The following is a 22,498-nucleotide window of genomic DNA, read 5'->3' as shown; positions in this document are numbered from 1 at the left end:
GATGTGTTCACATATTTGTGTTCACAAGCAAAGCACCCGGCAATCCGGGCAAAATTACTACTTTAGTACTGGTTTACCTGTCTATCGTCGCATTCACAACGCACCGCCACTGGCATGTAATGGGTTCATAACTATAAGGACTGAACCCCCATGCCGCGTGCACGACGTGTTCTGCTGTGCCCTTCTCTCGCCGCGCTGTCGCTGAGCCTGTTGCTGGGCGCCGCGCAGGCCGAAACGCCGTTGTTCTCCGCCGAGGGTTATCGCATCGGTCTGTACCGCAGCCCGACCCCGACTCAGCTCCAGGGGGCGAACATCATCGACACGCCCGCCCTGCAAAACCTGCTCAAGCAAACGCCAAATCCGCTGCTGATCGATGTCTATCGTCGGCAATGGCTGCAAGGCCGTTTCATCGAAGACCAGCCCCACGAAAACCTGCCCGGCAGCCATTGGCTGGCCAACACCGGAGACGGTGACCTGACGCCCCCGTGGCAGGACTATTTCGCGCGCCACCTGCAGCAATTGACGGCGGGCGATCTGTCTCGACCGTTGGTCTTTTACTGCCGCTCCGATTGCTGGTTGAGCTGGAACGCGGTAAAACGCGCCGCTTCCATGGGCTATAAGACACTGTATTGGTACCGCGACGGTCTGGATGCCTGGCAAGCGGCGAACCTGCCCGTGACCCCCGCCCGGCCCGAGCCCTTTCCCTGACTTGAGCGCTTGCGTGTTGTTGCCACACCCTGATCAAAAAAATAATGAGGTGAAAGGCCATGTACAAAATTCTGATTGCCGACGATCACCCGCTGTTTCGCGAAGCCATTCATAACGTCATCAGCGACGGTTTCCCCGGCAGCGAGGTCATGGAAACCGCCGACCTCGACAGTGCCCTGGCCCTGACCCAGGAACACGACGACCTGGACCTGATCCTGCTCGACCTGAACATGCCCGGCATGCACGGCCTCAATGGCCTGATCAACCTGCGCAACGAGGCACCGACCATTCCGGTGGTGATCGTTTCGGCCGAACAGGACAAACAGATCGTGCTGCAAGCCATCACCTATGGCGCGGTGGGGTTCATCACCAAATCGTCGCCACGGGTACAGATGACCGAGGCCATCCAGCAGATTCTCAATGGCAATGTGTACCTGCCCCCGGACATCATCCGCACGCAAAAAAGCGGCACTCATCGCCGAATGAATGACACCCCGAGCTTCCCGCCGGAACTGCTCCAGGCACTGACCCGCAAGCAGTTACTGGTGCTTGAGCGTATGACTAAAGGCGAGTCGAACAAACAGATCGCCTACACCCTGGAAATCGCCGAAACCACGGTCAAGGCCCACGTTTCTGCGATATTGCGCAAACTCAATGTGCACAATCGGGTGCAGGCGATTTTGAGTGCCGGGGATATTGATTTCGGGTCGTATTTGCGGCGTTGATGGTTCTTCAGAGAGACCGCGTCGCCCCTATCGCGAGCAGGCTCGCTCCCACATTAGATCTGAGTTGACTCGGTCAAATGTGGGAGCGAGCCTGCTCGCGATAGGGGCCCTCACAAACACCAGAAGCCTCAAGGCCGACCAAGCAAATGACTCATCGCCGTCTTGAGCTTCATCGGCCGCACCGGTTTGTGCATCAGGGTGTGGCCCAGTTCGCGGATTTGCTGTTTGAGTTCATTGCTGTAGTTGGCGGTGATCATCATCGCCGGGATCGCCGAGGCGCGGCGGGCGTTGATGCGGGCCACGGCGTCGACACCGTTCTGCTCGTCATCCAGGTGATAGTCGGCGATCAGCAGGTCGGCTTCGTCGTGATAATTATCCACTTGCCGCGCCAGGTCCTCCTCCGACAGCGCCGTGACCACCCGGCAGCCCCAACCTTCGAGCAAGGTGCGCATCCCGGCGCAAATGGCCGCGTCGTTGTCCAGCACCCACACCCGGGCACCGCGCAGGCGCTCGAGCATCGGTTCGCTCATCAGCAGGTTCGGCAACGCCTTCGGCGCCGTGGCACTCAACGGCACTTCGACGGAAAACATCGAGCCCTTGCCCGGCCATGAACGCACGTGAATCCGATGGCCGAGAATACGGGCGATTTTCTCCACAATCGCCAGGCCCAGCCCCAAGCCGCGATCCTGATCCGGGCGCTGCACATCACCGCGTTTGAACTCCTGAAAAATCTCCTCCAGACGGTTCTCGGCAATGCCCATGCCGCTGTCCCAGACTTCGATGGTCAGCCGCTGATGATGACGTCGGCAGCCGAGCACCACGCGCCCGCTGTAGGTGTAGCGAATGGCATTGCTCAGCAGATTCCGCAGGATCCGCGCGAGCAACTGAATGTCGCTGCGCACCAGCGCCGAACACGGGATGAAATGCAACTCGAGGCCTTCGCTGCGGGCCACTTGGGTGTATTCGGCGGCGAGGTTTTCCAGCAATTCGCTGAGCGCGAACGGCGCGATGTCGGCCTTGATCACCCCGGCATCAAGCTTGGAAATGTCCACCAGGGTGCCCAGCAAGTTTTCCACGTCTTCCAGGGAATTGCTCACGTTGCGCACCAGCGTCTCGTTGGCCACCGGCTCCCGGCGTTCGAGCAAGGCGCTGGTAAACAGCCGCGCGGCATTCAGCGGTTGCAGCAGGTCGTGACTGACCGCCGCGAGAAATTTGGTCTTCGACAGGTTGGCCTGCTCGGCCTCGAGCTTGGCCTCGCGCAAGCGTGACTCCACCCGGCGGCGCTCGTCGATTTCGCGCAGCAATTGGTCATTGAGGGTGGTCAGCTCGGTGGTGCGTTCGCGCACCCGCAGCTCAAGGTTCTGATAGGCCTGATGCAGCGCCTCGGCGGTGCGGCGGCGCTCGGTGATGTCGCGGATCAACACGAAAATCCCCACCACTTCCCCGGTGGCCAGGCGATTTGGCACGTAGGAGCGCAGCATGTAGCGCTCCTGATTGTTGATGTTGGTTTCGGCAAACTCGAACGTCACGCTCTCACCGGCCAGGGCCCGGGCCACGTAGGCTTCCAGGCGCTGATAATGCTGCTCGCTGTGAACTTCGCGCAGGCTCTGCCCGAGCATCACGCCCCGGGGCCAGCAGTACCACTCTTCGTAGACTTTGTTAGTGAACTCATAGACCAGATCGGCATTCAGGTAGGCGATCAGCGCTGGCACATGGTCCGTGATCAGACGAATCCAGCGCTCGCTTTCGCTGAGCGCTTCGGCGTGCTGGTAGCGTTCGGTGATGTCGGTGAAGGTGTTGACGAAGCCGCCGGTGGGCAACGGATGGGTGCGAATTTCCAGCACCCGGCCATCGTAGAGGCGCTGCTCGCATTCCTGCACCAGTCGCCCATTCGGGTCACGACTGGCGGGCGTCAGCAGGTTCAGCTCACTGTCGGCGATGACTTCGGCAAACGGCCGATGGGCCGCCACCGGGGCCAGGCCACTCAGCTCCAGGAAGCGCCGGTTCCACAGTTCCAGGATGCCCTCGGCGTTGACCATCGCCACCCCTTGGGACAGGTTGTCGACCGCCCGCTGCAACAAGTGCGACTTCTGCGCCACGGCCTGCTCGCGGCGCACGGTTTCGCTGAGTTTGACGTCGGTAATGTCGGTGAACAGGATCACCCGCCCGCCTTCCTGGGTGGGCCGTTCGCTGACTTGCAGCCAGCGCCCGTTGTGCAGACGGTAGAGCAGATTTTCGTCGGCATGTCCGCGGGGTTCTTCGCTGAACAGCCCGGCCCCGGTCATCAACCGTTTCACCTCGCTCAGGCGCATGCCAGCGTTGATCCGCACCCGGCTGTTGCCCCAAAACGCCTTGAAGCGGCTGTTGAACAGCACGATCCGTTGCTCGGCGTCGAACAGCACAAAGGCGTCGGAAATGCTTTCGATGGCGTCGATCAAATGTTGATGGGCGGTTTCGGCCCGCAGTCGCGCTTCGCTGAGCAAGTGATTGCCGGCCTTGAGTTCGGCCATGGCCTGGTTCAGGGCGTCGGTGCGCTCACGCACTTGTTCGGCCAGCACCACCGAGTGCTGGAACGCCGCATACGGGTCGTTGCCCCGGGTAATGCCGGATTCGATGCGCTCGATCAACGCGCCATTGATGCGTTGCAGTTTGTGGTTTTCGTGGCGCAGGCTGGCGATCTGCGCCTGAAGGTCAGCGCTGTCCAGGGGCGCGGCCTCGGGCAATGGCAACCCCGGTGAAGGTCTGGTTGATGTGCATGCCATTGAACTGTTCTCCGTAGGTGTTGAAACCCATCACCCGTTGCTCCCGCAAGAACGCGCCGATCTGCTCGAGACTGCCGCCGTCTTCCAGTTCCAGACGCCTGAGAAAACAGTCGCAGCCGATGGTCAGCAACAGGTCCCCGAGACGCTCCTGCAACCCCTCGAACAGGCTTTGCAGATTAGGCAGCATGGGGCCTGGGGTCATGACGGTGAGGACGATGCCGTTTTCCACCGCACAGTAGAAACTCAGGCTCAAATCCGGATGAACCTGCTGGATCGCCCGCACGTAATACTGATCGTTAATCCGCACCGCCAACGGGTGCGCGGCAAAGATCCGGTAATCGAGATCGGCCACCGCCACGCCAATGTGCCGGGCGTACTCCTCGGCGGCTGGTTCGGCGTTGAGCTCGAACACTCGCCGCGAGGCGCTGTCGGCGGCGGTGACCACCAGTTTTTCGGCCCTGGGCAGGATGTGGTGGGTGGTGAAGACTTCAAAGTCCAGCCAGGTATTGACCAGCACCACCACCGCCGCGCCGCTGTGGAACTCGCCGCCGAAATACACGTGGGTGTGGGTCAGGTAGTTATCGTCGCCAGCTGAACCGCCAAAATGCGGAATATCGCCCAACGCCGCGCTCAGGGCGGCGAGAACCATCTCCTCACGGCTGGACAAGCCATCGAGCAAGGTCAGGGCAAAGCTGTTGCCCTTGATCGGCGCCAGGGTGTTGCTGCGACAGCCGCTGACCAGGCGCTCGACCATTTGCTGGGCATCGATCAGGCTGAAATGCTCCATCTCGTCGATCAGTTCGGTGGAAATGGAAAAGTGCCGATGATCGAAGCCCACCGCCGTCACGCAGCTGCGACCGTAGCCTTGGGGCGTGATTTCTCCGGCGCTGGTGCAGCCCACCAGACGAATGCCGCCGAAGCTCTGTTGCAACGCACGCCCCAGCGCCTGCAAGTCGTACTCGGCGGAACAGAAGAACAGCACGAAGCCCAAATGCGGGTGCAAGAGTTGTCGCGCCAGATCCTGTGCCGCTTGCTGGGCATCGGTGGCCTGGGACATGGCACTGACCACACCGTCGTTCTGAACCTGCTGCATCCTCGCCCCCCGCCGGTGCGCCTGTATGAGGCACGAGTGTACGAAGCCTGCGGGCGGTGGCGAATGCTACTTGGGTAGTGGGTGGGTGGTTCGATGGGATGAGAGTTGTGTCGGGATCTACAAGGCACAGAAAATCCCCTGTGGGAGCGAGCCTGCTCGCGATGGCGGACTTACATTCAACATCTTCGCTGAATGTTAAGCCCTCATCGCGAGCAGGCTCGCTCCCACATTGGATCTGCGTGATGCCGAATTCCTTTGCTACCAGGTCAACACCGCCCCCACCGCAAACGTATCGGTGTTCTCGTTCTGGGCGCTGGTGTCGTGGCCATTGATTTCGAACTGGTTGTACTCGGCCACCAGCTTGAGGTTGTCGTTGACGTCATGGAACAGCGCAATACCACGGGTCTCGTAATCGGCGCCGCTGCCGACCACGCCGTTGCCGTCGTCCTTGGTCTTGCCGTAAGACAGCGCCAGGCGGTTCTTGCCCAGTTTGTAGGAGCCCTGCAACAGGTAACCGTCGCTGTCGACATTGCGCAAGGTCGGTTCGCCGGCGTTGTTGGTGAAGAACGGGTTGATGCCCTTGGCCTGGAAGCCGGAGCCGGTCAGCGACAGCCCGCCCATCTTAGCCTGCACGCCATAGCCCACGCCTTTGGAGGTGACGGACGAGACGCTGGAATCGGTGTTGTCCGACGTCTGGTAGCTGCCGTTGAGCCAGCTGTAAATCTTCGCCCCGCCGAGGTCGAACTGATAGGTAATCTCGCTCTCGGTGCGCGGGTTCTCCTGATACGCCTTGCCCGTCGCGCTGCTGTCGTTGGTGTCGACCGGGTCCATGATCCCGACCGCGACCCGCAAGCCGTCCATCACCGGGGTGCGATAGGTAATCTGCGACGTCGGGAACGGGTACGGATAACCGCTGCCGATGTTGCCGAACGACACCCCGCCGCCGTCCACCAGGCCCAACGTATCGCTGACCTGACCATAACCGGAGAGCAGTTCGTCGAGCAGGATGTTGGAGCGGGCAAACAGGCCGAAATCCTTGCCGATCAGCACCTCGCCCCACTCTGGATTGGCCACCGTGCCGTAGAACTGCCGCACGTCGATGGCGGTGTCGGTGCCGTTGGTTTCGCTGTCGTTGATGGTGACCCAGAACGAGGCCCGGGCGCCGAGCTTGAGGTCATCGACCTGCTTGCCCATGTTGAAACCCAGGTAGTTGGGCAGAAACCCCATCTTCACCCGCGCCTGGCGCCGGTCGTACTGTTCGCCGGCCCGGTCCACGTCGCTGTTCACGTAGAAGGCGTTGATGTAGCCATCCGTGGAGAACGTGGTCTGGTCCTTGTCGTACAGCACGATCTCGGCCTCGGCCATTGAGCTCAGGCCAAGGGAGGACAGGCTGGCGATAAAGGCCGGCAAGAAACGATGCTTGAAGTTCTTATTGTTGTGCATGACGCGCTCCGCAACGGGGGACTTGATGTCGGAGGCGATTATCGAAAGCTGACCGGCGGCGTCATACGCTGCCTTCGGGGTGGTTCTCAGCTGCTTTGGATTGGCGGGTGGCGCGCGGCAAGTTCGGTGTAAGACCGCCCGCCGGACAGGCCCGGAACTTAGGGTGTAAGCCTGCGGACCCGACTGGCGTCCACAGGCACCGGTGTCCGCTAGGCGAGCGCTCTGAACAGCATGTAAACGGCTACCGCCACGCAGACGCTGGCAAAACCGATCTGCAGCCCTCGAGCCGGCACCCGCGCGCAGAGTTTTCGACCGAGAATCATCCCGACGATGCTGGCGACAATGAATGACACGCCCAAACCATCAATCCGCACCCCGGCGTGAAATGCACCGATCACCCCGATCACCGAGATCAGGCTGATCACCATCAACGACGTGGCGACGATGCCGCGCATCTGCACGTCGGTCAGCTGCTTGAACGCTGGCACAATCAGAAAGCCGCCACCGACCCCGAGCAGCCCCGAGACCACGCCGGTCACCGCGCCGAGTGCCGCCAGGGTTGCGGTGCATTTGGCGGTCCAGGAAAAACGCCCGGTCTGCTGATCGAGCATGCAGTTCTTCTGGCCCCAGTTGGCATGGCCGTGGTCGCTCGGGCCGGCGTCAGGCTTTTCCCGGCGCAGCATCCGCCAGGCCACCATGACCATCAGCAGACTGAACAGGACCATCAGGATCTTTTCCGGCAACTGATGGGCGAAGTAGATGCCCACCGGCGAAAACACCGCGCCAAGCAGTGCAATCAACAACGCCGCGCGATAGCGCACCAGGCCATGGCGCAAACCGTCGATCGCACCGATCGCCGCCGCACTGCCCACCGCGAACAAGGCGACGGGCGCTGCTTGGGTCATGGTCAAACCCAGCCCCAGCACCAGGGCCGGCACTGCGAGAATTCCGCCACCAGCGCCGGTCAAACCGAGCACCAGGCCCATGACCACACCGAAAAAACTGGCCAGCAACATAGGGTTCTCTCAATCAACCTTGGACAGATGGGTCAGCAATTCACGGCCCTTGAGCAAGCCATTCCAGTAGAACCACGGCAGCAGGGTCGCCTTGAGAAACCAGGCTGAACGGCGCGGCACCGTCGGGTCGAGGGGAAAGGTCGGCAGCAATTTGCCGGCGTAACCGAACTCGGCGAGGATCACCTTGCCCTTCTCCACCGTCAGCGGGCAGGAACCGTAGCCGTCGTACTTGAGCGGCAACGGCTGTTGCTTGCGCAGGGCCAGCAGGTTTTGCGCGACCACCACAATCTGCTTGCGCACGGCGGCAGCGGTTTTTGCGTTGCTGGTGGAGCAGACATCGCCCAGGGCAAAGACGTCGGGATAGCGCACGTGTTGCAGGCTGTGCAGGTTCACTTCGCACCAGCCAGCGGCATCGGCCAAGGGACTATGACGGATGAAATCCGGCGAGACCTGAGGCGGCACGACGTGCAGCAGGTCGAAGGTTTTCTCTTGAACGGTCACGACACCCGCAGCCTCCTTGACCTCGAACCACGCGGTTTTCGACGGCCCGTCAACTTTGACCAGATTGGAATTGAAGGCCAGCCGCGCGTTGTACTTTTCGATGTACTTCATGAGCGGTGGCACGAATGTCGCCACGCCGAACAGCGCAGCGCCGGCCAGATTGAACTCGACGTCGAATTTGCTCAGGACGCCGGTTTTGCGCCAGTGATCGCAGGACAAGTACAAGGCTTTCTGCGGCGCACCGGCGCATTTGATCGGGATCGCTGGCTGGGTGAAGATCGCTTTGCCGCCGCGCAATCCCCGGACCAGTTCCCAGGTGTAGGTCGCGTGCCGATAGCTGTAATTGGACGTCACGCCATTCTGGCCGAGGGTGTCCTGCAGGCCTTCGATCTTCTCCCAGGCCAGGCGCAGGCCGGGGCAGACGACGAGGTTTTGATAACGGACAGTGCGGCCATCGTCGAGGGTCAGCTGTTTGCTGTCGGGGGCGATGTCCGTCACGGACGCCTGCACCCAGCTGGCCTGACGCGGCATCACCGAGGACATCGGGCGCGCGGTGTTTTTTATCGTGTAAGCACCGCCGCCCACCAGCGTCCATGCCGGTTGGTAGTAGTGCTGGCTATCGGGTTCGATAACGGTGATGTTCAAGCCCGGATCGCGTTTCAGCAGGCTGGCAACCAGGCCAATGCCGGCGGTCCCGCCGCCTATTACCACGATGTCGGCACTGATGGATGGGCCCCAGTGTTGATCGTTCATTACTCTTTCCTTGTTATTGCACGCATGGCGCCGGGTTCAGCCTTAATGCCAGACCTGTAGGAGCCAGCGGTGCGGCGATCCGACTTGCCGGCGAAGGCGTCCTTCAGAGCACCTTCGCCGGCAAGCCTGGCTCCTACAAAAGCGGTTCGCTTAACTGACCGGCATCAGACTCAGCTCCAGCTTTTCAGCACCGCTCCGCAGTACAGGCCGGACAGCGTCTTCATCACCTGAATCACTTCGTGACTGGCTAAACCATAGAATATGTACTTGCCTTCACGACGGGTCGCGACCAATCCTTCATCGCGCAGGATGCCCAGTTGTTGGGACAGTGTAGGCTGGCGCACGCCGGTCATTTTCTCCAGTTCGCCGACGTTGCGTTCGCCCTGGGTCAATTGGCAGAGGATCAACAAGCGGTCCTCGTTGGCCAGGGCTTTGAGCAGCGCGCAAGCCTTGGAGGCCGAAGCCCGGAGCTGGGCGACTTCACATTCAGTCAGACTGGATTGCATTTGCAGGATGCCTTCGACGTCACTTAAGCTGCGAACATTATGTTTAAACATAAAGTGTTGCAACCGGTTATTGTCTCCCTGCCCTTTTCCATAGGTTCGTGTCCATGCCTGCGTTGATTGAAGCCTTCCTCGACCCCGTCTCGTCGACCTACAGCTACGTGATCTACGAGCACGCGGGCGGGCACTGCGCGATTGTCGATCCGGTGCTGGATTACGACCCCGCCGCCGGGCGCACCGCGACTGTGCAGGCCGACAAGATCATCGCCTTCGTGCGCGAACACCAGCTTCACGTGCAATGGCTGCTGGAAACCCACGCCCATGCCGATCACCTGTCGGCCGCGCCGTATCTGCGTCGGGAACTGGGCGGCAAGATTGCGATTGGTGAATCGATCAGCAAGGTTCAGGGGGTGTTCAAGACGCTGTTCAATCTGGAGTCGGAATTTCCCGTCGACGGTTCACAGTTCGATCACCTGTTCGCGCCGGACGAGTCATTTAGCATTGGCAACCTCAAGGCCACGGCGCTGCATGTGCCCGGCCATACGCCGGCGGACATGGCCTACTTGATCGACGGCGATGTGATTCTGGTGGGCGATACCTTGTTCATGCCGGACGTCGGCACCGCGCGCTGCGACTTCCCCGGCGGCAACGCCAATCAGATGTTTGCCTCGATCCAGAAACTGTTGGCCTTCCCCGCCAGCGTGCGCCTCTACGTCTGCCACGATTACCCGCCCACGGGCCGCGCGCCGCAATGCCAGACCACGGTGGGCGAGCAGCGCAAAAGCAACATTCATATTCACGACGGCATTGATGAGGCCGCTTTCGTCGCCATGCGTACCCGGCGCGATGCCGGGTTGGGCATGCCGACGTTGTTGTTGCCGGCGATTCAGGTGAATGTGCGGGCGGGGAATTTGCCGCCGGCGGAAGAGAATGGCGTGACCTATTTGAAGATCCCCCTGAATCAACTCTGACTTCGCGATCGCCAATCAAGATCAAAAGATCGCAGGCTTCGCCAGCTCCTACAGGGGTCGGGCAAACCCGTTACATCGCGGTTGCCCAGTCGATGCGGGGATTGGGTGCAGCCCTTACATCACGGTGCACACGGTCTATGTAGGAGCTGCCGAAGGCTGCGATCTTTTGATTCTCAGTTGGCCAGGGTCAACCCATTCGCTGGCAACGGCAACGCCGTCTTATACCTCACCTGCTTGAGCGCAAAGCTCGAACGGATATTCGCCACCCCCGGCACCTTGGTCAGAAAGTCCATCATGAAGCGCTCCAGCGACTGAATGGTCGGCACCAGCACGCGGATCAGGTAGTCCGGGTCGCCGGCCATCAAATAGCACTCCATCACTTCCGGGCGATCCGAGATCGCCTCTTCGAAATGCTGCAACGCCTCCTCTACCTGTTTCTCCAGGCTGACGTGAATGAACACATTCACATGCAGCCCCAGCAGGTCAGCATCCAGCAGGGTCACCTGCTCGCGAATCAGCCCCAGTTCTTCCATCGCCTTGACCCGATTGAAGCACGGCGTCGGCGACAGGTTCACCGAGCGCGCGAGGTCGGCGTTGGTGATGCGCGCGTTCTCCTGAAGGCTGTTGAGAATGCCGATATCGGTACGGTCCAGTTTGCGCATGAGACAAAACCACCTGTTTTTTATGTTTATGCAGATTTTTTATCCTCAAATGACCTCAAGCGCAACGAAACAGAGAGAAATATTCTTCTTGGGCCGGCCTATGATTGTTGTAGGACAAGATTTCTTTTACCGAAGAATGACTGCCAGCTCACTACAAGAAATTCACAAGATCGAGCGTAGAAGCCATGAACCAAGCGTACGAACCGCTGCGCCTGCACGTTCCCGAACCTTCGGGCCGCCCCGGCTGCAAAACCGACTTCTCCTACCTGCATCTGACCGACGCAGGCCTGGTGCGCAAACCCCCAATTGACGTTGAACCGGCCGACACCGCCGACCTGGCCAAAGGCCTGATTCGCGTGCTCGACGACCAGGGCAACGCCCTCGGTCCATGGGCCGAAGGCGTGCCGGTGGAGATCCTGCGTAAAGGCATGCGTGCCATGCTCAAAACGCGGATTTTCGACAACCGCATGGTGGTCGCCCAGCGTCAGAAAAAAATGTCGTTCTACATGCAAAGCCTTGGCGAAGAAGCCATCGGCAGCGCTCAGGCCCTGGCCTTGAACATCGACGACATGTGCTTCCCCACCTACCGTCAACAAAGCATTCTGATGGCCCGCGAAGTGCCGCTGGTGGGCCTGATCTGCCAACTGCTGTCCAATGAGCGCGATCCGCTCAAGGGCCGTCAGTTGCCGATCATGTACTCGGTCAAGGATGCCGGCTTCTTCACCATTTCCGGCAACCTCGCCACCCAATTCGTTCAGGGTGTGGGCTGGGGCATGGCCTCGGCGATCAAGGGCGACACCAAAATCGCCTCGGCCTGGATCGGCGATGGCGCCACCGCTGAATCGGACTTCCACACCGCCCTCACCTTCGCCCACGTCTACCGTGCGCCGGTGATCCTCAACGTGGTCAACAACCAGTGGGCGATCTCGACCTTCCAGGCGATTGCCGGCGGTGAAGCCACCACCTTCGCCGGACGCGGCGTGGGTTGCGGCATCGCTTCCCTGCGGGTCGATGGCAACGATTTTGCCGCGGTGTACGCCGCTTCCTCCTGGGCCGCCGAACGCGCGCGCCGCAACCTCGGCCCGACCATGATCGAATGGGTCACCTACCGCGCCGGCCCGCACTCGACGTCCGATGATCCGTCCAAATACCGTCCTGCCGACGACTGGAGCCACTTCCCGTTGGGCGACCCGATTGCCCGCCTCAAGCAGCACCTGATCAAAATCGGTCAGTGGTCCGAAGAAGAACACGCCGCCGTCAGCGCCGAACTGGAAGCCGAAGTGATCGCCGCACAGAAAGAAGCCGAGCAGTACGGCACCCTCGCCGGCGGCCAGATTCCGAGCGCCGCGACCATGTTCGAGGACGTCTACAAAGAGATGCCGGAGCACTTGAAGCGCCAGCGTCAAGAGTTGGGGATCTGACATGAACGATCACAACAATAAAATCGAGTTGGAAACCGCCATGACCACGACCACCATGACCATGATCCAGGCCCTGCGCTCGGCCATGGATGTGATGCTTGAGCGTGACGACAACGTCGTGGTGTTCGGCCAGGACGTGGGCTACTTCGGCGGCGTGTTCCGTTGCACCGAAGGCCTGCAGAACAAGTACGGCACCTCCCGGGTGTTCGACGCACCGATCTCCGAAAGCGGCATCGTCGGTGTCGCCGTGGGCATGGGCGCTTATGGTTTGCGGCCGGTGGCCGAGATCCAGTTCGCCGATTACGTCTACCCGGCGTCGGACCAGATCATTTCCGAAGCGGCACGCCTGCGTTATCGCTCGGCCGGCGAGTTCACCGCACCGATGACCCTGCGCATGCCATGCGGCGGCGGCATCTACGGTGGCCAGACCCACAGCCAGAGCATCGAGGCGATGTTCACCCAGGTCTGCGGTTTGCGTACCGTCATGCCGTCCAACCCTTACGACGCCAAAGGCCTGCTGATCGCCTCCATCGAAAACGATGACCCGGTGATCTTCCTCGAGCCAAAACGCCTGTACAACGGCCCGTTCGACGGTCACCACGAACGTCCGGTAACCCCGTGGTCGAAACACCCGGCCGCACAAGTGCCAGACGGTTACTACACCGTGCCGCTGGACGTCGCCGCCATCACCCGTCCGGGCAAGGACGTGACCATCCTGACGTACGGCACGACCGTTTACGTGTCACAAGTGGCGGCTGAAGAAACCGGTATCGACGCCGAAGTCATCGACCTGCGCAGCCTGTGGCCGCTGGACCTGGACACCATCGTCAAGTCAGTGAAGAAAACCGGCCGTTGCGTGATCGTCCACGAAGCGACCCGCACCTGCGGTTTCGGCGCCGAACTGGTCGCGCTGGTGCAAGAGCATTGCTTCCACTACCTGGAAGCGCCGATCGAGCGCGTCACCGGTTGGGACACTCCCTACCCGCACGCGCAAGAGTGGGCGTATTTCCCTGGTCCGTCCCGAGTGGGCGCGGCTTTGCATCGGGTTATGGAGGTCTGAATGGGCACGCACGTTATTAAAATGCCGGACATTGGCGAAGGCATTGCAGAAGTTGAATTGTCGGTGTGGCACGTCAAGGTCGGTGACATGGTCGTCGAAGATCAGGTGCTGGCCGATGTCATGACCGACAAGGCGATGGTCGATATTCCATCCCCGGTACATGGCAAGGTGATTGCCCTCGGCGGCCAGCCGGGCGAAGTCATGGCGGTCGGCAGCGTGCTGATCAGCATTGAAGTCGAAGGTGCGGGCAACGTTAAAGAGTCGGCTCAGCCGGCAGCTGTTAAAGAAGCGCCCGTTGCAGCACCGAAAGTTGAAGCGGTGGTTGAAAGCAAACCGGTTGCGGCACCTCGTCCGGCCGCTGTCTGCCAAGGTCCGATGGTTGCCCGTGAAGCCGATGAGCGTCCACTGGCCTCCCCGGCCGTGCGCAAGCATGCGCTGGACCTCGGCGTTCAATTGCGTCTGGTGCGTGGCAGCGGCCCTGCCGGTCGCGTGTTGCATGAAGACCTCGACGCTTATCTGGCCCAGGGTCAGTCGAGCGCATCGACCGCCACCGCCGCTTACGCCCAGCGCAACGATGAACAGCAAATCCCGGTGATCGGCATGCGCCGCAAGATCGCCCAGCGCATGCAGGACGCCACCCAGCGTGCCGCCCACTTCAGCTACGTCGAAGAAATCGATGTCACCGCCGTGGAAGAATTGCGCGCACACCTGAACGAAAAACACGGTGCCACTCGCGGCAAGCTCACTTTGCTGCCATTCCTGGTCCGCGCGCTGGTCGTGGCGCTGCGCGACTTCCCGCAGATCAACGCCCGCTACGACGACGAAGCGCAAGTCATCACCCGCCTCGGCGCGGTGCATGTCGGCGTCGCCACCCAAGCCGACATCGGTTTGATGGTGCCGGTGGTGCGTCACGCCGAAGCCCGCAGCCTGTGGGACAGCGCCGCGGAAATCTCCCGTCTTGCCACCGCCGCGCGCACTGGCAAGGCCAGCCGCGATGAGCTGTCCGGTTCGACCATCACCCTGACCAGCCTCGGCGCTCTGGGCGGCATCGTCAGCACCCCGGTGTTGAACCTGCCGGAAGTGGCGATCGTCGGCGTGAACAAAATCGTCGAACGGCCGATGGTCGTCAAAGGCCAGATCGTGATTCGCAAGATGATGAACCTCTCCAGCTCCTTCGATCACCGCGTGGTCGATGGCATGGACGCGGCGCAATTCATCCAGGCCGTTCGTGGCTTGCTCGAACAACCCGCAACCTTGTTTGTGGAGTAAGACATGCAGACTTTGAACACCACGCTGCTGATCATCGGTGGCGGACCTGGCGGCTATGTAACGGCGATCCGTGCCGGTCAGCTGGGAATTTCGACCATTCTGGTGGAAGGCGAATCGTTGGGCGGCACCTGCCTGAACATCGGCTGCATTCCGTCGAAGGCGTTGATTCACGTCGCCGAACAGTTCCACCAGACACAGCACCACAGCCAGTACTCGGCGCTGGGCATCAGCGTGTCGGCGCCGACCCTGGACATCGGCAAGAGCGTCGAGTGGAAGGACGGCATTGTTGATCGCCTGACCACCGGCGTCTCGGCACTGTTGAAGAAGCACAAGGTCCAGGTCATTCAAGGCTGGGCCAAAGTGATCGACGGTAAAACCGTTGAAGTCGGCGACACGCGCATTCAGTGCGAGCACCTGGTGCTGGCCACCGGTTCGAAAAGCGTGAACCTGCCGATGCTGCCGATTGGCGGGCCGATCATCTCCTCCACTGAAGCCCTGGCGCCGAAAAGCGTGCCGAAACGACTGGTCGTGGTCGGTGGCGGTTACATCGGTCTGGAGCTGGGGATTGCCTATCGCAAGCTCGGCGCCGAGGTCAGTGTGGTCGAGGCACAGGATCGTATCCTGCCGGCTTACGATGCCGAACTGACCCATCCGGTGCACGAAGCACTCAAGCAACTCGATGTGAAGCTTTACTTGAAACACAGCGTTGAAGGCTTTGATTCACAAAGAAATACCCTGCAAGTCCGTGCCCCGAACGGCGACATTCTGAATCTTGCAACCGATCAGGTGTTGGTGGCCGTCGGTCGCAAACCCAACACTCAGGGCTGGAACCTCGAAGCCTTGAATCTGGACATGAACGGTTCGGCGATCAAGATCGACAACCGGTGCCAGACCAGCATGCGTAACGTCTACGCCATCGGCGACTTGAGCGGCGAACCGATGCTCGCCCACCGGGCCATGGCTCAGGGCGAGATGGTTGCCGAACTGATCAGCGGCAAACACCGCGAATTCAACCCGACCGCCATCGCCGCCGTGTGCTTTACCGACCCGGAACTGGTGGTGGTCGGCAAAACCCCGGACGAGGCCAAGGCTGCGGGGCTGGACTGCATCGTTTCCAGCTTCCCGTTCGCCGCCAATGGGCGGGCGATGACGCTGGAATCAAAAAGTGGCTTCGTGCGCGTTGTAGCGCGGCGCGACAATCATGTGATTGTTGGCTGGCAAGCGGTCGGTGTGGGCGTGTCTGAGTTGTCGACGGCGTTCGGTCAAAGCCTGGAAATGGGCGCCCGGCTGGAAGACATCGCCGGCACCATCCACGCGCATCCGACGCTCGGCGAAGCGGTGCAGGAAGCGGCGTTGCGGGCGTTGGGCCACGCGTTGCACCTGTAAACCGAACCTGTAGGAGCGAGGCTTGCCCGCGAACAAGACACCACGGTGTATCTGAACCACCGCGTTATCGTTCTTCGCGGGCAAGCCTCGCTCCCACAGGGATCGTAATCTGGGCTGCGAAATGGGCCCGGAATGAAGTATTGTTGTCCCCATCCAGAAAAATGTCAGAAGCCTTGAACCGCTTCGGCGGTTGTTAAGTGATAGAGGGTGTCATGGGTAACGAAAGCATCAATTGGGACAAGCTGGGTTTTGACTACATCAAGACAGACAAGCGCTATCTGTCGCACTGGCGTAATGGCGAGTGGGACAAAGGCACCCTGACTGAAGACAACGTGCTGCACATCAGCGAAGGCTCTACTGCCCTTCACTATGGCCAGCAGTGCTTCGAAGGCCTGAAGGCCTACCGCTGCAAGGACGGTTCGATCAACCTGTTCCGCCCGGACCAGAACGCCGCACGCATGCAACGTAGCTGCGCACGCCTGCTGATGCCGCACGTGTCCACCGAACAGTTCATCGAAGCGTGCAAGGACGTGGTACGCGCCAACGAGCGTTTCATCCCGCCTTACGGCACCGGCGGCGCGCTGTACCTGCGCCCGTTCGTGATCGGCGTGGGTGACAACATCGGCGTGCGTACCGCGCCCGAGTTCATCTTCTCGATCTTCTGCATCCCGGTCGGCGCCTACTTCAAGGGCGGCCTGACCCCGCACAACTTCCTGATCTCCAGCTACGACCGCGCCGCCCCACAAGGCACCGGCGCGGCCAAGGTCGGTGGCAACTACGCCGCCAGCCTGATGCCGGGCTCCCAGGCCAAGAAGGCGCACTTCGCCGACTGCATCTACCTGGACCCGCTGACCCACACCAAAATCGAAGAAGTCGGCTCGGCCAACTTCTTCGGGATCACCCACGACAACAAGTTCGTCACCCCGAATTCGCCTTCGGTGTTGCCGGGCATCACCCGTCTGTCGTTGATCGAACTGGCCAAAACCCGTCTGGGCCTGGAGGTGGTTGAAGGTGACGTGTTCATCGACAAGCTGTCCGACTTCAAGGAAGCCGGTGCTTGCGGTACCGCTGCGGTGATCACCCCGATCGGCGGCATCAGCTACAAAGACCAGCTGCACGTGTTCCACAGCGAAACCGAAGTCGGCCCGGTCACCCAGAAGCTCTACAAAGAGCTGACCGGTGTACAGACTGGCGATGTGGAAGCGCCAGCGGGCTGGATCGTCAAGGTTTGATTTGACGCGACTGTCCGTTTGAACACAAAAGCCCGGCCATCACATTGAAGGCCGGGCTTTTTTTCGTCCGCGTTTCGTGGCAAACGTCGCTAGACTTGCCACGTGCAACCGCAATCAACAGGTGCCACCAAACCATGAGCAAACTCTGGCGAAAGTATCTGGCCTTGCTGGACACCGACTTCACCACAAAGGTGTTCGACAACATCAAAAACCTGGTGGTGTGTGCCCTGCTGTTCGCGGCGGGTACCAACGCACTGCATGGCGAGCACCAACTGTTCATGGGGTTTTTCGCTTCGAATCTGGCAGGTTGGGGGCTGATTCTGGTGTCCGCTGTGCTGATGCTGCTCAATATCAGCGATGGCGTACGGCGGCTGTCCAGGCTGCCGTATCACACGGTGTTTCAGATCATTCTGTTTCTGGCTTATCTGGTGCTGGCGGTACGGGTGGTGGAAATCGTCTGGGATTTCAGGGCGTAGCGGCCACAGCACCAGGTGTTTGCCAACGCAGCTCATCCTGAGCAATCCGGGTAAACAACCACTCCACGAACACCTGTGTCTGCGCCGTCACGTCCGGAGCAACACCGTAGTAATAGCGCGGCAACGGCATGCGCAACTCGGGCAACAGGCAAATCAGCTGTCCATTCAGAAGATGAGTACCCAGCAAAGAGGTCGGGCACAAGGCAATGCCCTGCCCCTCCACGGCGGCCTGAAGCACCAGGTGCATGTGATCAAACTGCCGGGTGACCTGAGTGGCTGACTGACGTTGACCAAAGTGCATGGCCCAATGGTGCCAGTCTTCACGACGTGCCTTGGCGGTCAGTAACGTGTGCCGGCTCAGCGCAGTGAGGTCTTCAAGGGGCAGGCGCTCGATCAGCGATGGCGCCGCGACCAGCAACAGTTCGTCTTCGAACAGCGCTCGCGCCTCAATCGCCGGTGCCCAGTCGTCACGACCACGGCGAATGACGATATCGAACCCGTCGCGTGCCTGATCGGGTGCCTGGGTTTGCGTGATCACCTGCGGTTTGATGTCCGGGTGCTGCGCAACGAAATCCGCCAGCCTGGGTGTCAGCCACAGCAGGGCAAAGGATGGACGGACATTGATCTTCACGGTAGGCAGCGCGGCATGTTGCTTGAGTGCAGCGGCGGCGCTGGCGATCTGCGACAGCCCGGCACTGACCTGCTCATAAAAGCGCTGGCCGGCCGGCGTCAGCACCGATTGACGGATACGCCGCTCGAACAGCAGCACGCCCAGGTGTTCCTCGAGCAATTTGATGTGCCGGCTGACGGCACTGTGGCTGACATGCAGCTCTTCGGCCGCCAGGCTGAAGCTCTGGTGACGAGCAGCAACGGCGAAGGCGCGAACAGCATTAAGCGGCGGTAGTTGATTGATCATGCGTCTAATTTAGTCACCTATGCGCGTTAATTAAAGCGTTTGTCACGCCCTCGTCATCACGCCAATCTGCCAGCACGCAGCCAATGGCACCTGACGGAGCAAGACATGAACAACTACGGACTCTTTATACTTTTCGCCACCTTGACTATTTTGAGCCCGGGGCCTGGCGTGGTCCTGACCCTGTCCAACGCAGTGCGCCACGGCTGGACGGGAGCGCTGCCGGGGATTCTGGGGATTGCGTCGGGGGCGTTCGTCGTCGCCGCCATCAGCGCCACCAGTGTTGGCCTGATACTCAGCACTTCCGCAAACGCTTTTACCGCGTTGAAATACGCAGGGGCCGCCTATCTGTTGTACCTGGGCTACAAAAGCTGGCGCTCGGATCGTTTGAGCACGCTGCTTGAAACGCGCCCCTCAAGCCCTGGCTATCGCTTCCTTGAAGCGGCTTCGATGCAGCTTTTGAACCCCAAGGCGGTGTTTTTCTTTCTGGCGGTGTTCCCGCAATTCATCGACACCTCGGCGCACTTCTACGCCCAGTTCATCAAACTGGTCGCATCCTACGGCGTACTAGTGATTCTGGTGCATGGCAGCTATGCCTTGCTCGCCAATGCCGCCAAAGGCTGGTTGTCGAGCCCGAAGGGTTCCTGGCTGGCGGCGAAAGTCTCGGGCGTGACCTTCGCCGGCTTTGGCGTGCTCATGGCCTCGGCCAGTCGCTAAGCCACGGGCCTTGCGATCGCGCGGCGCCTGTTCTCGGTGGGCGCGGGCTGTGCGGTCGTCACCTGAACCGGCAACTCAATGGCAAACCGGCCACTGAGTTCCTTGCGCCCCACCGCCGTTAACGCCAGCGCCCGACTGTCCAGGTCCTGCGTCACCCATTTGCGCTTGATCGCCGTTTGCAGCAACGCCGCGCCCAAGGCGCCGCCCAGGTGCGGCCGCCGCATGCTCCAGTCCAGGCACGGGCAGGCGAAGCGGCGGCGCAAAGTGCCGAGGTCTTTGACGTCGACACCCAATCCTTCAAACAACGCCTCACCGCTGTCGCTCAGTCGATAAACCTGCTCATCGGTTTCCAGCAACCACCCCGCTTCGATCATCCGGTCATGCAGCAACACCGCCAACGTGCCGGCCATGTGGTCGTAACAGGTGCGGGCAAATTGCAGGCGATCTGGCGTGCGTGGGTTGAACGTCGGCGCGGCGTTCTGGCCGATCACCATCAGCGCTTCCAGGGCCTGGGCCACGCGCTTGTCCGCGAGGCTGTAATAACGGTGACGGCCCTGAACGTGCAAACGCACCAGCGCCAGTTCCTTGAGCTTGGCCAGGTGAGCACTGGCGGTGGAGGCGCTGACTTCGGCAACCGCCGCCAGTTCGGTGCTGGTGCGGGCGTGGCCGTCCATCAATGAGCAGAGGATTTTCGTCCGGGCCGGCTCGGCAATCGCTGCCGCCACTTGAGAGACGCCAATGTCGTGTTGTTCTGCGTTCATATTTCGCTCCCGGACGAATCAAGGCCCTTTCGGACTGGAGATAGTAGCAACACTTTTCAACCACCGATAAGGCTGCGACCCATGGACCCGATCATCGCTGCGACTCACGCCGATCCTTACCCTTACTACGCGCAATTGCGCGCCGAGGGTGGGCTGGTTTTTCATCAAGGACTGAAACTGTGGGTGGCCAGCAGCGCCCGAGCCGTCGCCGCCGCGCTGGCGCATCCGGACTGTCATGTGCGGCCAGCCCATGAGCCGGTGCCCCGATTGATTGCTCAAGGTATCGCCGGAAAAGTGTTCAGTCAGTTGATGCGGATGAACGAGGGCGAGCGGCAGCGTTGCCCGAGGGCGGCGATTGAGCCAGGGCTGGCGCTGATTGATGTGAACGAGGTCAACGCATTGGTCGGCGCGCGCTTGATCGCCCCCGGCGCCGACGGGTTGTACGCGGCGATGTTTCGCGGGCCGGTCTGCGTGGTGGCGGCGTTGCTGGGGTTTTCTCCAGCTCAGGGCCGGGTCATCAGCGAGCTGACCGCCGACTTCGTCGCCTGCCTGTCGCCCCTCAGCGATCAGGCGCAACTGGACGCCGCCCATGTCGCGGCGGAACAGCTGAAGGGTTATGTCATCGAGCTTCTGGCCGACACGAGCAACCGCAGTGCCCTGCTCGCTGGTATCCGGCAGCGCTTCGCGGCGACATCGGTTGACCCTGAAACCTTGATCGCCAACCTGATTGGATTGTTCTCCCAGACTTACGAGGCCACGGCCGGGTTGATTGGCAATGCGCTAGTGGCGTTGATTCGAAATCCGCCGTTCGATTCGGCTCATGTCGACGACCTGATCGCTGAAGTCCAGCGCTTCGACCCGTCGGTGCAAAACACCCGCCGCTTCGTCGCCGCACCTTGTGAAATCGACGGCATAAGCCTGAACCCCGGCGACGTCATCCTGGTGCTGCTGGCCTCGGCCAATCGCGATCCGCAGCTTAATGACCATCCCGATGCGTTTTTGCTCGACCGCCCGAACCGTCGCAGCTTCACCTTTGGCGCCGGCCGTCATCAATGTCCGGGGCAAGTGTTGGCCATGAGCATTGCCAGCGCCACGCTGACTGAGATCCTGGCGATGAAACCTGCTTTGGACCATTTGGCCTGGCACTATCGCCCGTCCCTGAATGGGCGCATTCCACTCTTCGCCTGAAAGACAGCTCAGGCGTGGCGATGCTCGACCGTCAGGTGAGACAACTCATGAACCGGCGCCAGACGTTCGCGAATGGCGTCAGCACTGACACCCGCCACGGCCACGACGCTGACAATCGCCGCCCGCGCCTGGGGGCCGACTTGCCAGACGTGAAGGTCACTGATGCGAACATCGTCAGTCGACTCGAGCAATTCACGAATTTCGGCGGCGACGTGCTCGTCGGTGGTATCCAGCAACACCGCAGCGCTGTCGCGCATCAAGCCATAAGCCCATTTCGCGATCACGATGGCGCCGACAATGCCCATCATCGGGTCCAGCCAGACCCAGCCCAGATAGCGCCCGGACAACAACGCCGCGATGGCCAGTACCGAGGTCAACGCGTCAGCCAGTACATGCAAATACGCCGAACGCAGGTTGTTGTCGTGATGGTGATGGTGGCCATGACTGTGACCGTGATCATCATGGCCGTGATGCCCATGATTGCCCGATAGCAAAAGCGCACTGACGATATTCACCGCCAGCCCTACCACCGCAATCACCGTCGCTTCGGTGAAGGCCACGGTGGTCGGTTGAAACAGCCGCACGGTGGATTCGCCGGCGATGCCAATCGACACCAGACCCAGCACCAAGGCTGAAGCAAACCCCGCCAAGTCCCCGACCTTGCCGGTACCGAAACTGAAGCGCGAGTTGTTGGCATGCCGCCTGGCAAAAACGTAGGCCGCCGCGGCAATGCCCAACGCCCCGGCGTGAGTCGCCATATGAAAACCGTCCGCCAGCAGCGCCATGGAACCGGTGATGTAACCGGCGGTAATTTCGCCAATCATCATCACAAACGTCAGCGCCACCACCCACAACGTGCGGCGGGCATTGTCATCGTGGGCAGCCCCGAGAAACAGGTGATCGTGGGCAAAGTGCAAAGCCTGGGGTTTCAGTGTCAT

21 protein-coding genes are annotated in these 22,498 nt (G+C 60.9%); 11 read left to right on the top strand and 10 right to left on the bottom strand.

The genetic code is table 11. The features are described 5' to 3' along the window. The first annotated feature begins 150 nt into the window (after nucleotides 1-150). Both KGB14_RS13080 and KGB14_RS13075 read left to right on the top strand, forming a co-directional pair. Nucleotides 151-708 carry a PQQ-dependent catabolism-associated CXXCW motif protein gene (locus KGB14_RS13080; RefSeq protein WP_223487222.1) on the top strand — a complete coding sequence of 186 codons (558 nt, stop codon included), beginning with the start codon at nucleotides 151-153 and terminating at the stop codon, nucleotides 706-708. A 59-nt stretch (nucleotides 709-767) separates the two neighbouring features. Next, a complete protein-coding gene (locus KGB14_RS13075) occupies nucleotides 768-1,433 on the top strand; it encodes a response regulator transcription factor (protein ID WP_008005351.1) in 666 nt (221 codons plus the stop codon). A gap of 128 nt (nucleotides 1,434-1,561) precedes the next feature. Here KGB14_RS13075 and nahK read toward each other — a convergent pair whose 3' ends face one another. The 6 genes from nahK to KGB14_RS13045 form a co-directional block, all read right to left on the bottom strand. Beyond that, nucleotides 1,562-4,195, bottom strand: a complete 2,634-nt coding sequence (nahK, locus tag KGB14_RS13070) for a hybrid sensor histidine kinase/response regulator NahK/ErcS' (protein ID WP_411740784.1) — start codon at nucleotides 4,193-4,195, stop codon at nucleotides 1,562-1,564. After that, nucleotides 4,125-5,288, bottom strand: a complete 1,164-nt coding sequence (gene nosP, locus KGB14_RS13065; RefSeq protein ID WP_223487220.1) for a nitric oxide-sensing protein NosP — start codon at nucleotides 5,286-5,288, stop codon at nucleotides 4,125-4,127. The genes nahK and nosP overlap by 71 nt, the downstream gene beginning before the upstream one ends. A gap of 258 nt (nucleotides 5,289-5,546) precedes the next feature. Beyond that, a complete protein-coding gene (locus tag KGB14_RS13060; protein WP_223487218.1) occupies nucleotides 5,547-6,731 on the bottom strand; it encodes a porin in 1,185 nt (394 codons plus the stop codon). A 209-nt stretch (nucleotides 6,732-6,940) separates the two neighbouring features. Next, nucleotides 6,941-7,747, bottom strand: a complete 807-nt coding sequence (locus KGB14_RS13055; protein WP_223487216.1) for a sulfite exporter TauE/SafE family protein — start codon at nucleotides 7,745-7,747, stop codon at nucleotides 6,941-6,943. Between the two features lie 9 nt (nucleotides 7,748-7,756). Then, nucleotides 7,757-9,001, bottom strand: coding sequence for an FAD/NAD(P)-binding oxidoreductase (locus KGB14_RS13050; protein ID WP_223487214.1), 1,245 nt, complete (start codon nucleotides 8,999-9,001; stop codon nucleotides 7,757-7,759). A 170-nt stretch (nucleotides 9,002-9,171) separates the two neighbouring features. Further along, nucleotides 9,172-9,507 (bottom strand): ArsR/SmtB family transcription factor, encoded by a 336-nt coding sequence (locus KGB14_RS13045; RefSeq protein WP_223487212.1) that lies wholly within the window; start codon nucleotides 9,505-9,507, stop codon nucleotides 9,172-9,174. A gap of 104 nt (nucleotides 9,508-9,611) precedes the next feature. On the opposite strand from KGB14_RS13045, the gene KGB14_RS13040 reads away from it, so the two are divergent. Further along, nucleotides 9,612-10,475, top strand: coding sequence for an MBL fold metallo-hydrolase (locus KGB14_RS13040; RefSeq protein ID WP_223487209.1), 864 nt, complete (start codon nucleotides 9,612-9,614; stop codon nucleotides 10,473-10,475). 173 nt (nucleotides 10,476-10,648) lie between these two features. Here KGB14_RS13040 and bkdR read toward each other — a convergent pair whose 3' ends face one another. Further along, the gene (gene bkdR / locus KGB14_RS13035) at nucleotides 10,649-11,137 is read right to left on the bottom strand and encodes a Bkd operon transcriptional regulator BkdR (RefSeq protein ID WP_017339472.1); all 489 of its coding nucleotides are present in this window, start codon (nucleotides 11,135-11,137) and stop codon (nucleotides 10,649-10,651) included. A 185-nt stretch (nucleotides 11,138-11,322) separates the two neighbouring features. Between bkdR and KGB14_RS13030 the strand changes: the two genes are divergently transcribed. From KGB14_RS13030 to KGB14_RS13005, 6 genes are all read left to right on the top strand, one after another. Continuing rightward, nucleotides 11,323-12,558 (top strand): 3-methyl-2-oxobutanoate dehydrogenase (2-methylpropanoyl-transferring) subunit alpha, encoded by a 1,236-nt coding sequence (locus KGB14_RS13030; RefSeq protein WP_223487207.1) that lies wholly within the window; start codon nucleotides 11,323-11,325, stop codon nucleotides 12,556-12,558. A 1-nt stretch (nucleotide 12,559) separates the two neighbouring features. After that, nucleotides 12,560-13,618 carry an alpha-ketoacid dehydrogenase subunit beta gene (locus tag KGB14_RS13025; RefSeq protein ID WP_033054499.1) on the top strand — a complete coding sequence of 353 codons (1,059 nt, stop codon included), beginning with the start codon at nucleotides 12,560-12,562 and terminating at the stop codon, nucleotides 13,616-13,618. Next, nucleotides 13,619-14,887 carry a dihydrolipoamide acetyltransferase family protein gene (locus KGB14_RS13020; protein WP_223487204.1) on the top strand — a complete coding sequence of 423 codons (1,269 nt, stop codon included), beginning with the start codon at nucleotides 13,619-13,621 and terminating at the stop codon, nucleotides 14,885-14,887. It abuts the gene before it with no gap. A 3-nt stretch (nucleotides 14,888-14,890) separates the two neighbouring features. Next, on the top strand, nucleotides 14,891-16,273 hold the full coding sequence (gene lpdA / locus KGB14_RS13015; protein WP_223487202.1) for a dihydrolipoyl dehydrogenase: 1,383 nt from the start codon (nucleotides 14,891-14,893) through the stop codon (nucleotides 16,271-16,273). A gap of 212 nt (nucleotides 16,274-16,485) precedes the next feature. Next, nucleotides 16,486-17,505: a branched-chain amino acid aminotransferase gene (locus KGB14_RS13010; RefSeq protein ID WP_223487200.1), complete on the top strand. Its 1,020-nt coding sequence runs from the start codon at nucleotides 16,486-16,488 to the stop codon at nucleotides 17,503-17,505. Nucleotides 17,506-17,639: 134 nt separating this feature from the next. Beyond that, the gene (locus KGB14_RS13005) at nucleotides 17,640-17,981 is read left to right on the top strand and encodes a hypothetical protein (RefSeq protein WP_223487198.1); all 342 of its coding nucleotides are present in this window, start codon (nucleotides 17,640-17,642) and stop codon (nucleotides 17,979-17,981) included. Here the strand turns inward: KGB14_RS13005 and KGB14_RS13000 are convergent. Next, complete coding sequence (locus KGB14_RS13000; protein ID WP_223487196.1) at nucleotides 17,971-18,897, bottom strand: LysR substrate-binding domain-containing protein; 927 nt, start codon at nucleotides 18,895-18,897, stop codon at nucleotides 17,971-17,973. The two genes, KGB14_RS13005 and KGB14_RS13000, sit on opposite strands and share 11 nt — an antisense overlap. Before the next feature lie 105 nt (nucleotides 18,898-19,002). Between KGB14_RS13000 and KGB14_RS12995 the strand changes: the two genes are divergently transcribed. Beyond that, the gene (locus tag KGB14_RS12995; protein ID WP_223487193.1) at nucleotides 19,003-19,611 is read left to right on the top strand and encodes a LysE family translocator; all 609 of its coding nucleotides are present in this window, start codon (nucleotides 19,003-19,005) and stop codon (nucleotides 19,609-19,611) included. Here KGB14_RS12995 and KGB14_RS12990 read toward each other — a convergent pair. Then, a complete protein-coding gene (locus KGB14_RS12990) occupies nucleotides 19,608-20,372 on the bottom strand; it encodes an ArsR/SmtB family transcription factor (protein ID WP_223487191.1) in 765 nt (254 codons plus the stop codon). The genes KGB14_RS12995 and KGB14_RS12990 overlap by 4 nt on opposite strands. Nucleotides 20,373-20,453: 81 nt before the next feature. On the opposite strand from KGB14_RS12990, the gene KGB14_RS12985 reads away from it, so the two are divergent. Continuing rightward, nucleotides 20,454-21,560 carry a cytochrome P450 gene (locus KGB14_RS12985; protein ID WP_223487189.1) on the top strand — a complete coding sequence of 369 codons (1,107 nt, stop codon included), beginning with the start codon at nucleotides 20,454-20,456 and terminating at the stop codon, nucleotides 21,558-21,560. A gap of 8 nt (nucleotides 21,561-21,568) precedes the next feature. On the opposite strand, the gene dmeF is transcribed toward KGB14_RS12985, so the two are convergent. After that, a complete protein-coding gene (dmeF, locus tag KGB14_RS12980) occupies nucleotides 21,569-22,498 on the bottom strand; it encodes a CDF family Co(II)/Ni(II) efflux transporter DmeF (RefSeq protein ID WP_223487187.1) in 930 nt (309 codons plus the stop codon).

The organism is Pseudomonas sp. A-RE-19 (genome assembly GCF_019956555.1).
Lineage (GTDB): Bacteria > Pseudomonadota > Gammaproteobacteria > Pseudomonadales > Pseudomonadaceae > Aquipseudomonas.
The sequence above is the reverse complement of the archived record's forward strand: the minus strand, read 5'-3'. Positions and strand labels throughout refer to the sequence as shown.

Coding starts and splice junctions, on each gene's coding strand:
- KGB14_RS13080 (WP_223487222.1), top strand. CDS start 151: ATGCCGCGTGCACGACGTGTTCTGCTGTGCCCTTCTCTCGCCGCGCTG.
- KGB14_RS13075 (WP_008005351.1), top strand. CDS start 768: ATGTACAAAATTCTGATTGCCGACGATCACCCGCTGTTTCGCGAAGCC.
- nahK (WP_411740784.1), bottom strand. CDS start 4,195: ATGGCATGCACATCAACCAGACCTTCACCGGGGTTGCCATTGCCCGAG.
- nosP (WP_223487220.1), bottom strand. CDS start 5,288: ATGCAGCAGGTTCAGAACGACGGTGTGGTCAGTGCCATGTCCCAGGCC.
- KGB14_RS13060 (WP_223487218.1), bottom strand. CDS start 6,731: ATGCACAACAATAAGAACTTCAAGCATCGTTTCTTGCCGGCCTTTATC.
- KGB14_RS13055 (WP_223487216.1), bottom strand. CDS start 7,747: ATGTTGCTGGCCAGTTTTTTCGGTGTGGTCATGGGCCTGGTGCTCGGT.
- KGB14_RS13050 (WP_223487214.1), bottom strand. CDS start 9,001: ATGAACGATCAACACTGGGGCCCATCCATCAGTGCCGACATCGTGGTA.
- KGB14_RS13045 (WP_223487212.1), bottom strand. CDS start 9,507: ATGCAATCCAGTCTGACTGAATGTGAAGTCGCCCAGCTCCGGGCTTCG.
- KGB14_RS13040 (WP_223487209.1), top strand. CDS start 9,612: ATGCCTGCGTTGATTGAAGCCTTCCTCGACCCCGTCTCGTCGACCTAC.
- bkdR (WP_017339472.1), bottom strand. CDS start 11,137: ATGCGCAAACTGGACCGTACCGATATCGGCATTCTCAACAGCCTTCAG.
- KGB14_RS13030 (WP_223487207.1), top strand. CDS start 11,323: ATGAACCAAGCGTACGAACCGCTGCGCCTGCACGTTCCCGAACCTTCG.
- KGB14_RS13025 (WP_033054499.1), top strand. CDS start 12,560: ATGAACGATCACAACAATAAAATCGAGTTGGAAACCGCCATGACCACG.
- KGB14_RS13020 (WP_223487204.1), top strand. CDS start 13,619: ATGGGCACGCACGTTATTAAAATGCCGGACATTGGCGAAGGCATTGCA.
- lpdA (WP_223487202.1), top strand. CDS start 14,891: ATGCAGACTTTGAACACCACGCTGCTGATCATCGGTGGCGGACCTGGC.
- KGB14_RS13010 (WP_223487200.1), top strand. CDS start 16,486: ATGGGTAACGAAAGCATCAATTGGGACAAGCTGGGTTTTGACTACATC.
- KGB14_RS13005 (WP_223487198.1), top strand. CDS start 17,640: ATGAGCAAACTCTGGCGAAAGTATCTGGCCTTGCTGGACACCGACTTC.
- KGB14_RS13000 (WP_223487196.1), bottom strand. CDS start 18,897: ATGATCAATCAACTACCGCCGCTTAATGCTGTTCGCGCCTTCGCCGTT.
- KGB14_RS12995 (WP_223487193.1), top strand. CDS start 19,003: ATGAACAACTACGGACTCTTTATACTTTTCGCCACCTTGACTATTTTG.
- KGB14_RS12990 (WP_223487191.1), bottom strand. CDS start 20,372: ATGAACGCAGAACAACACGACATTGGCGTCTCTCAAGTGGCGGCAGCG.
- KGB14_RS12985 (WP_223487189.1), top strand. CDS start 20,454: ATGGACCCGATCATCGCTGCGACTCACGCCGATCCTTACCCTTACTAC.
- dmeF (WP_223487187.1), bottom strand. CDS start 22,498: ATGACACTGAAACCCCAGGCTTTGCACTTTGCCCACGATCACCTGTTT.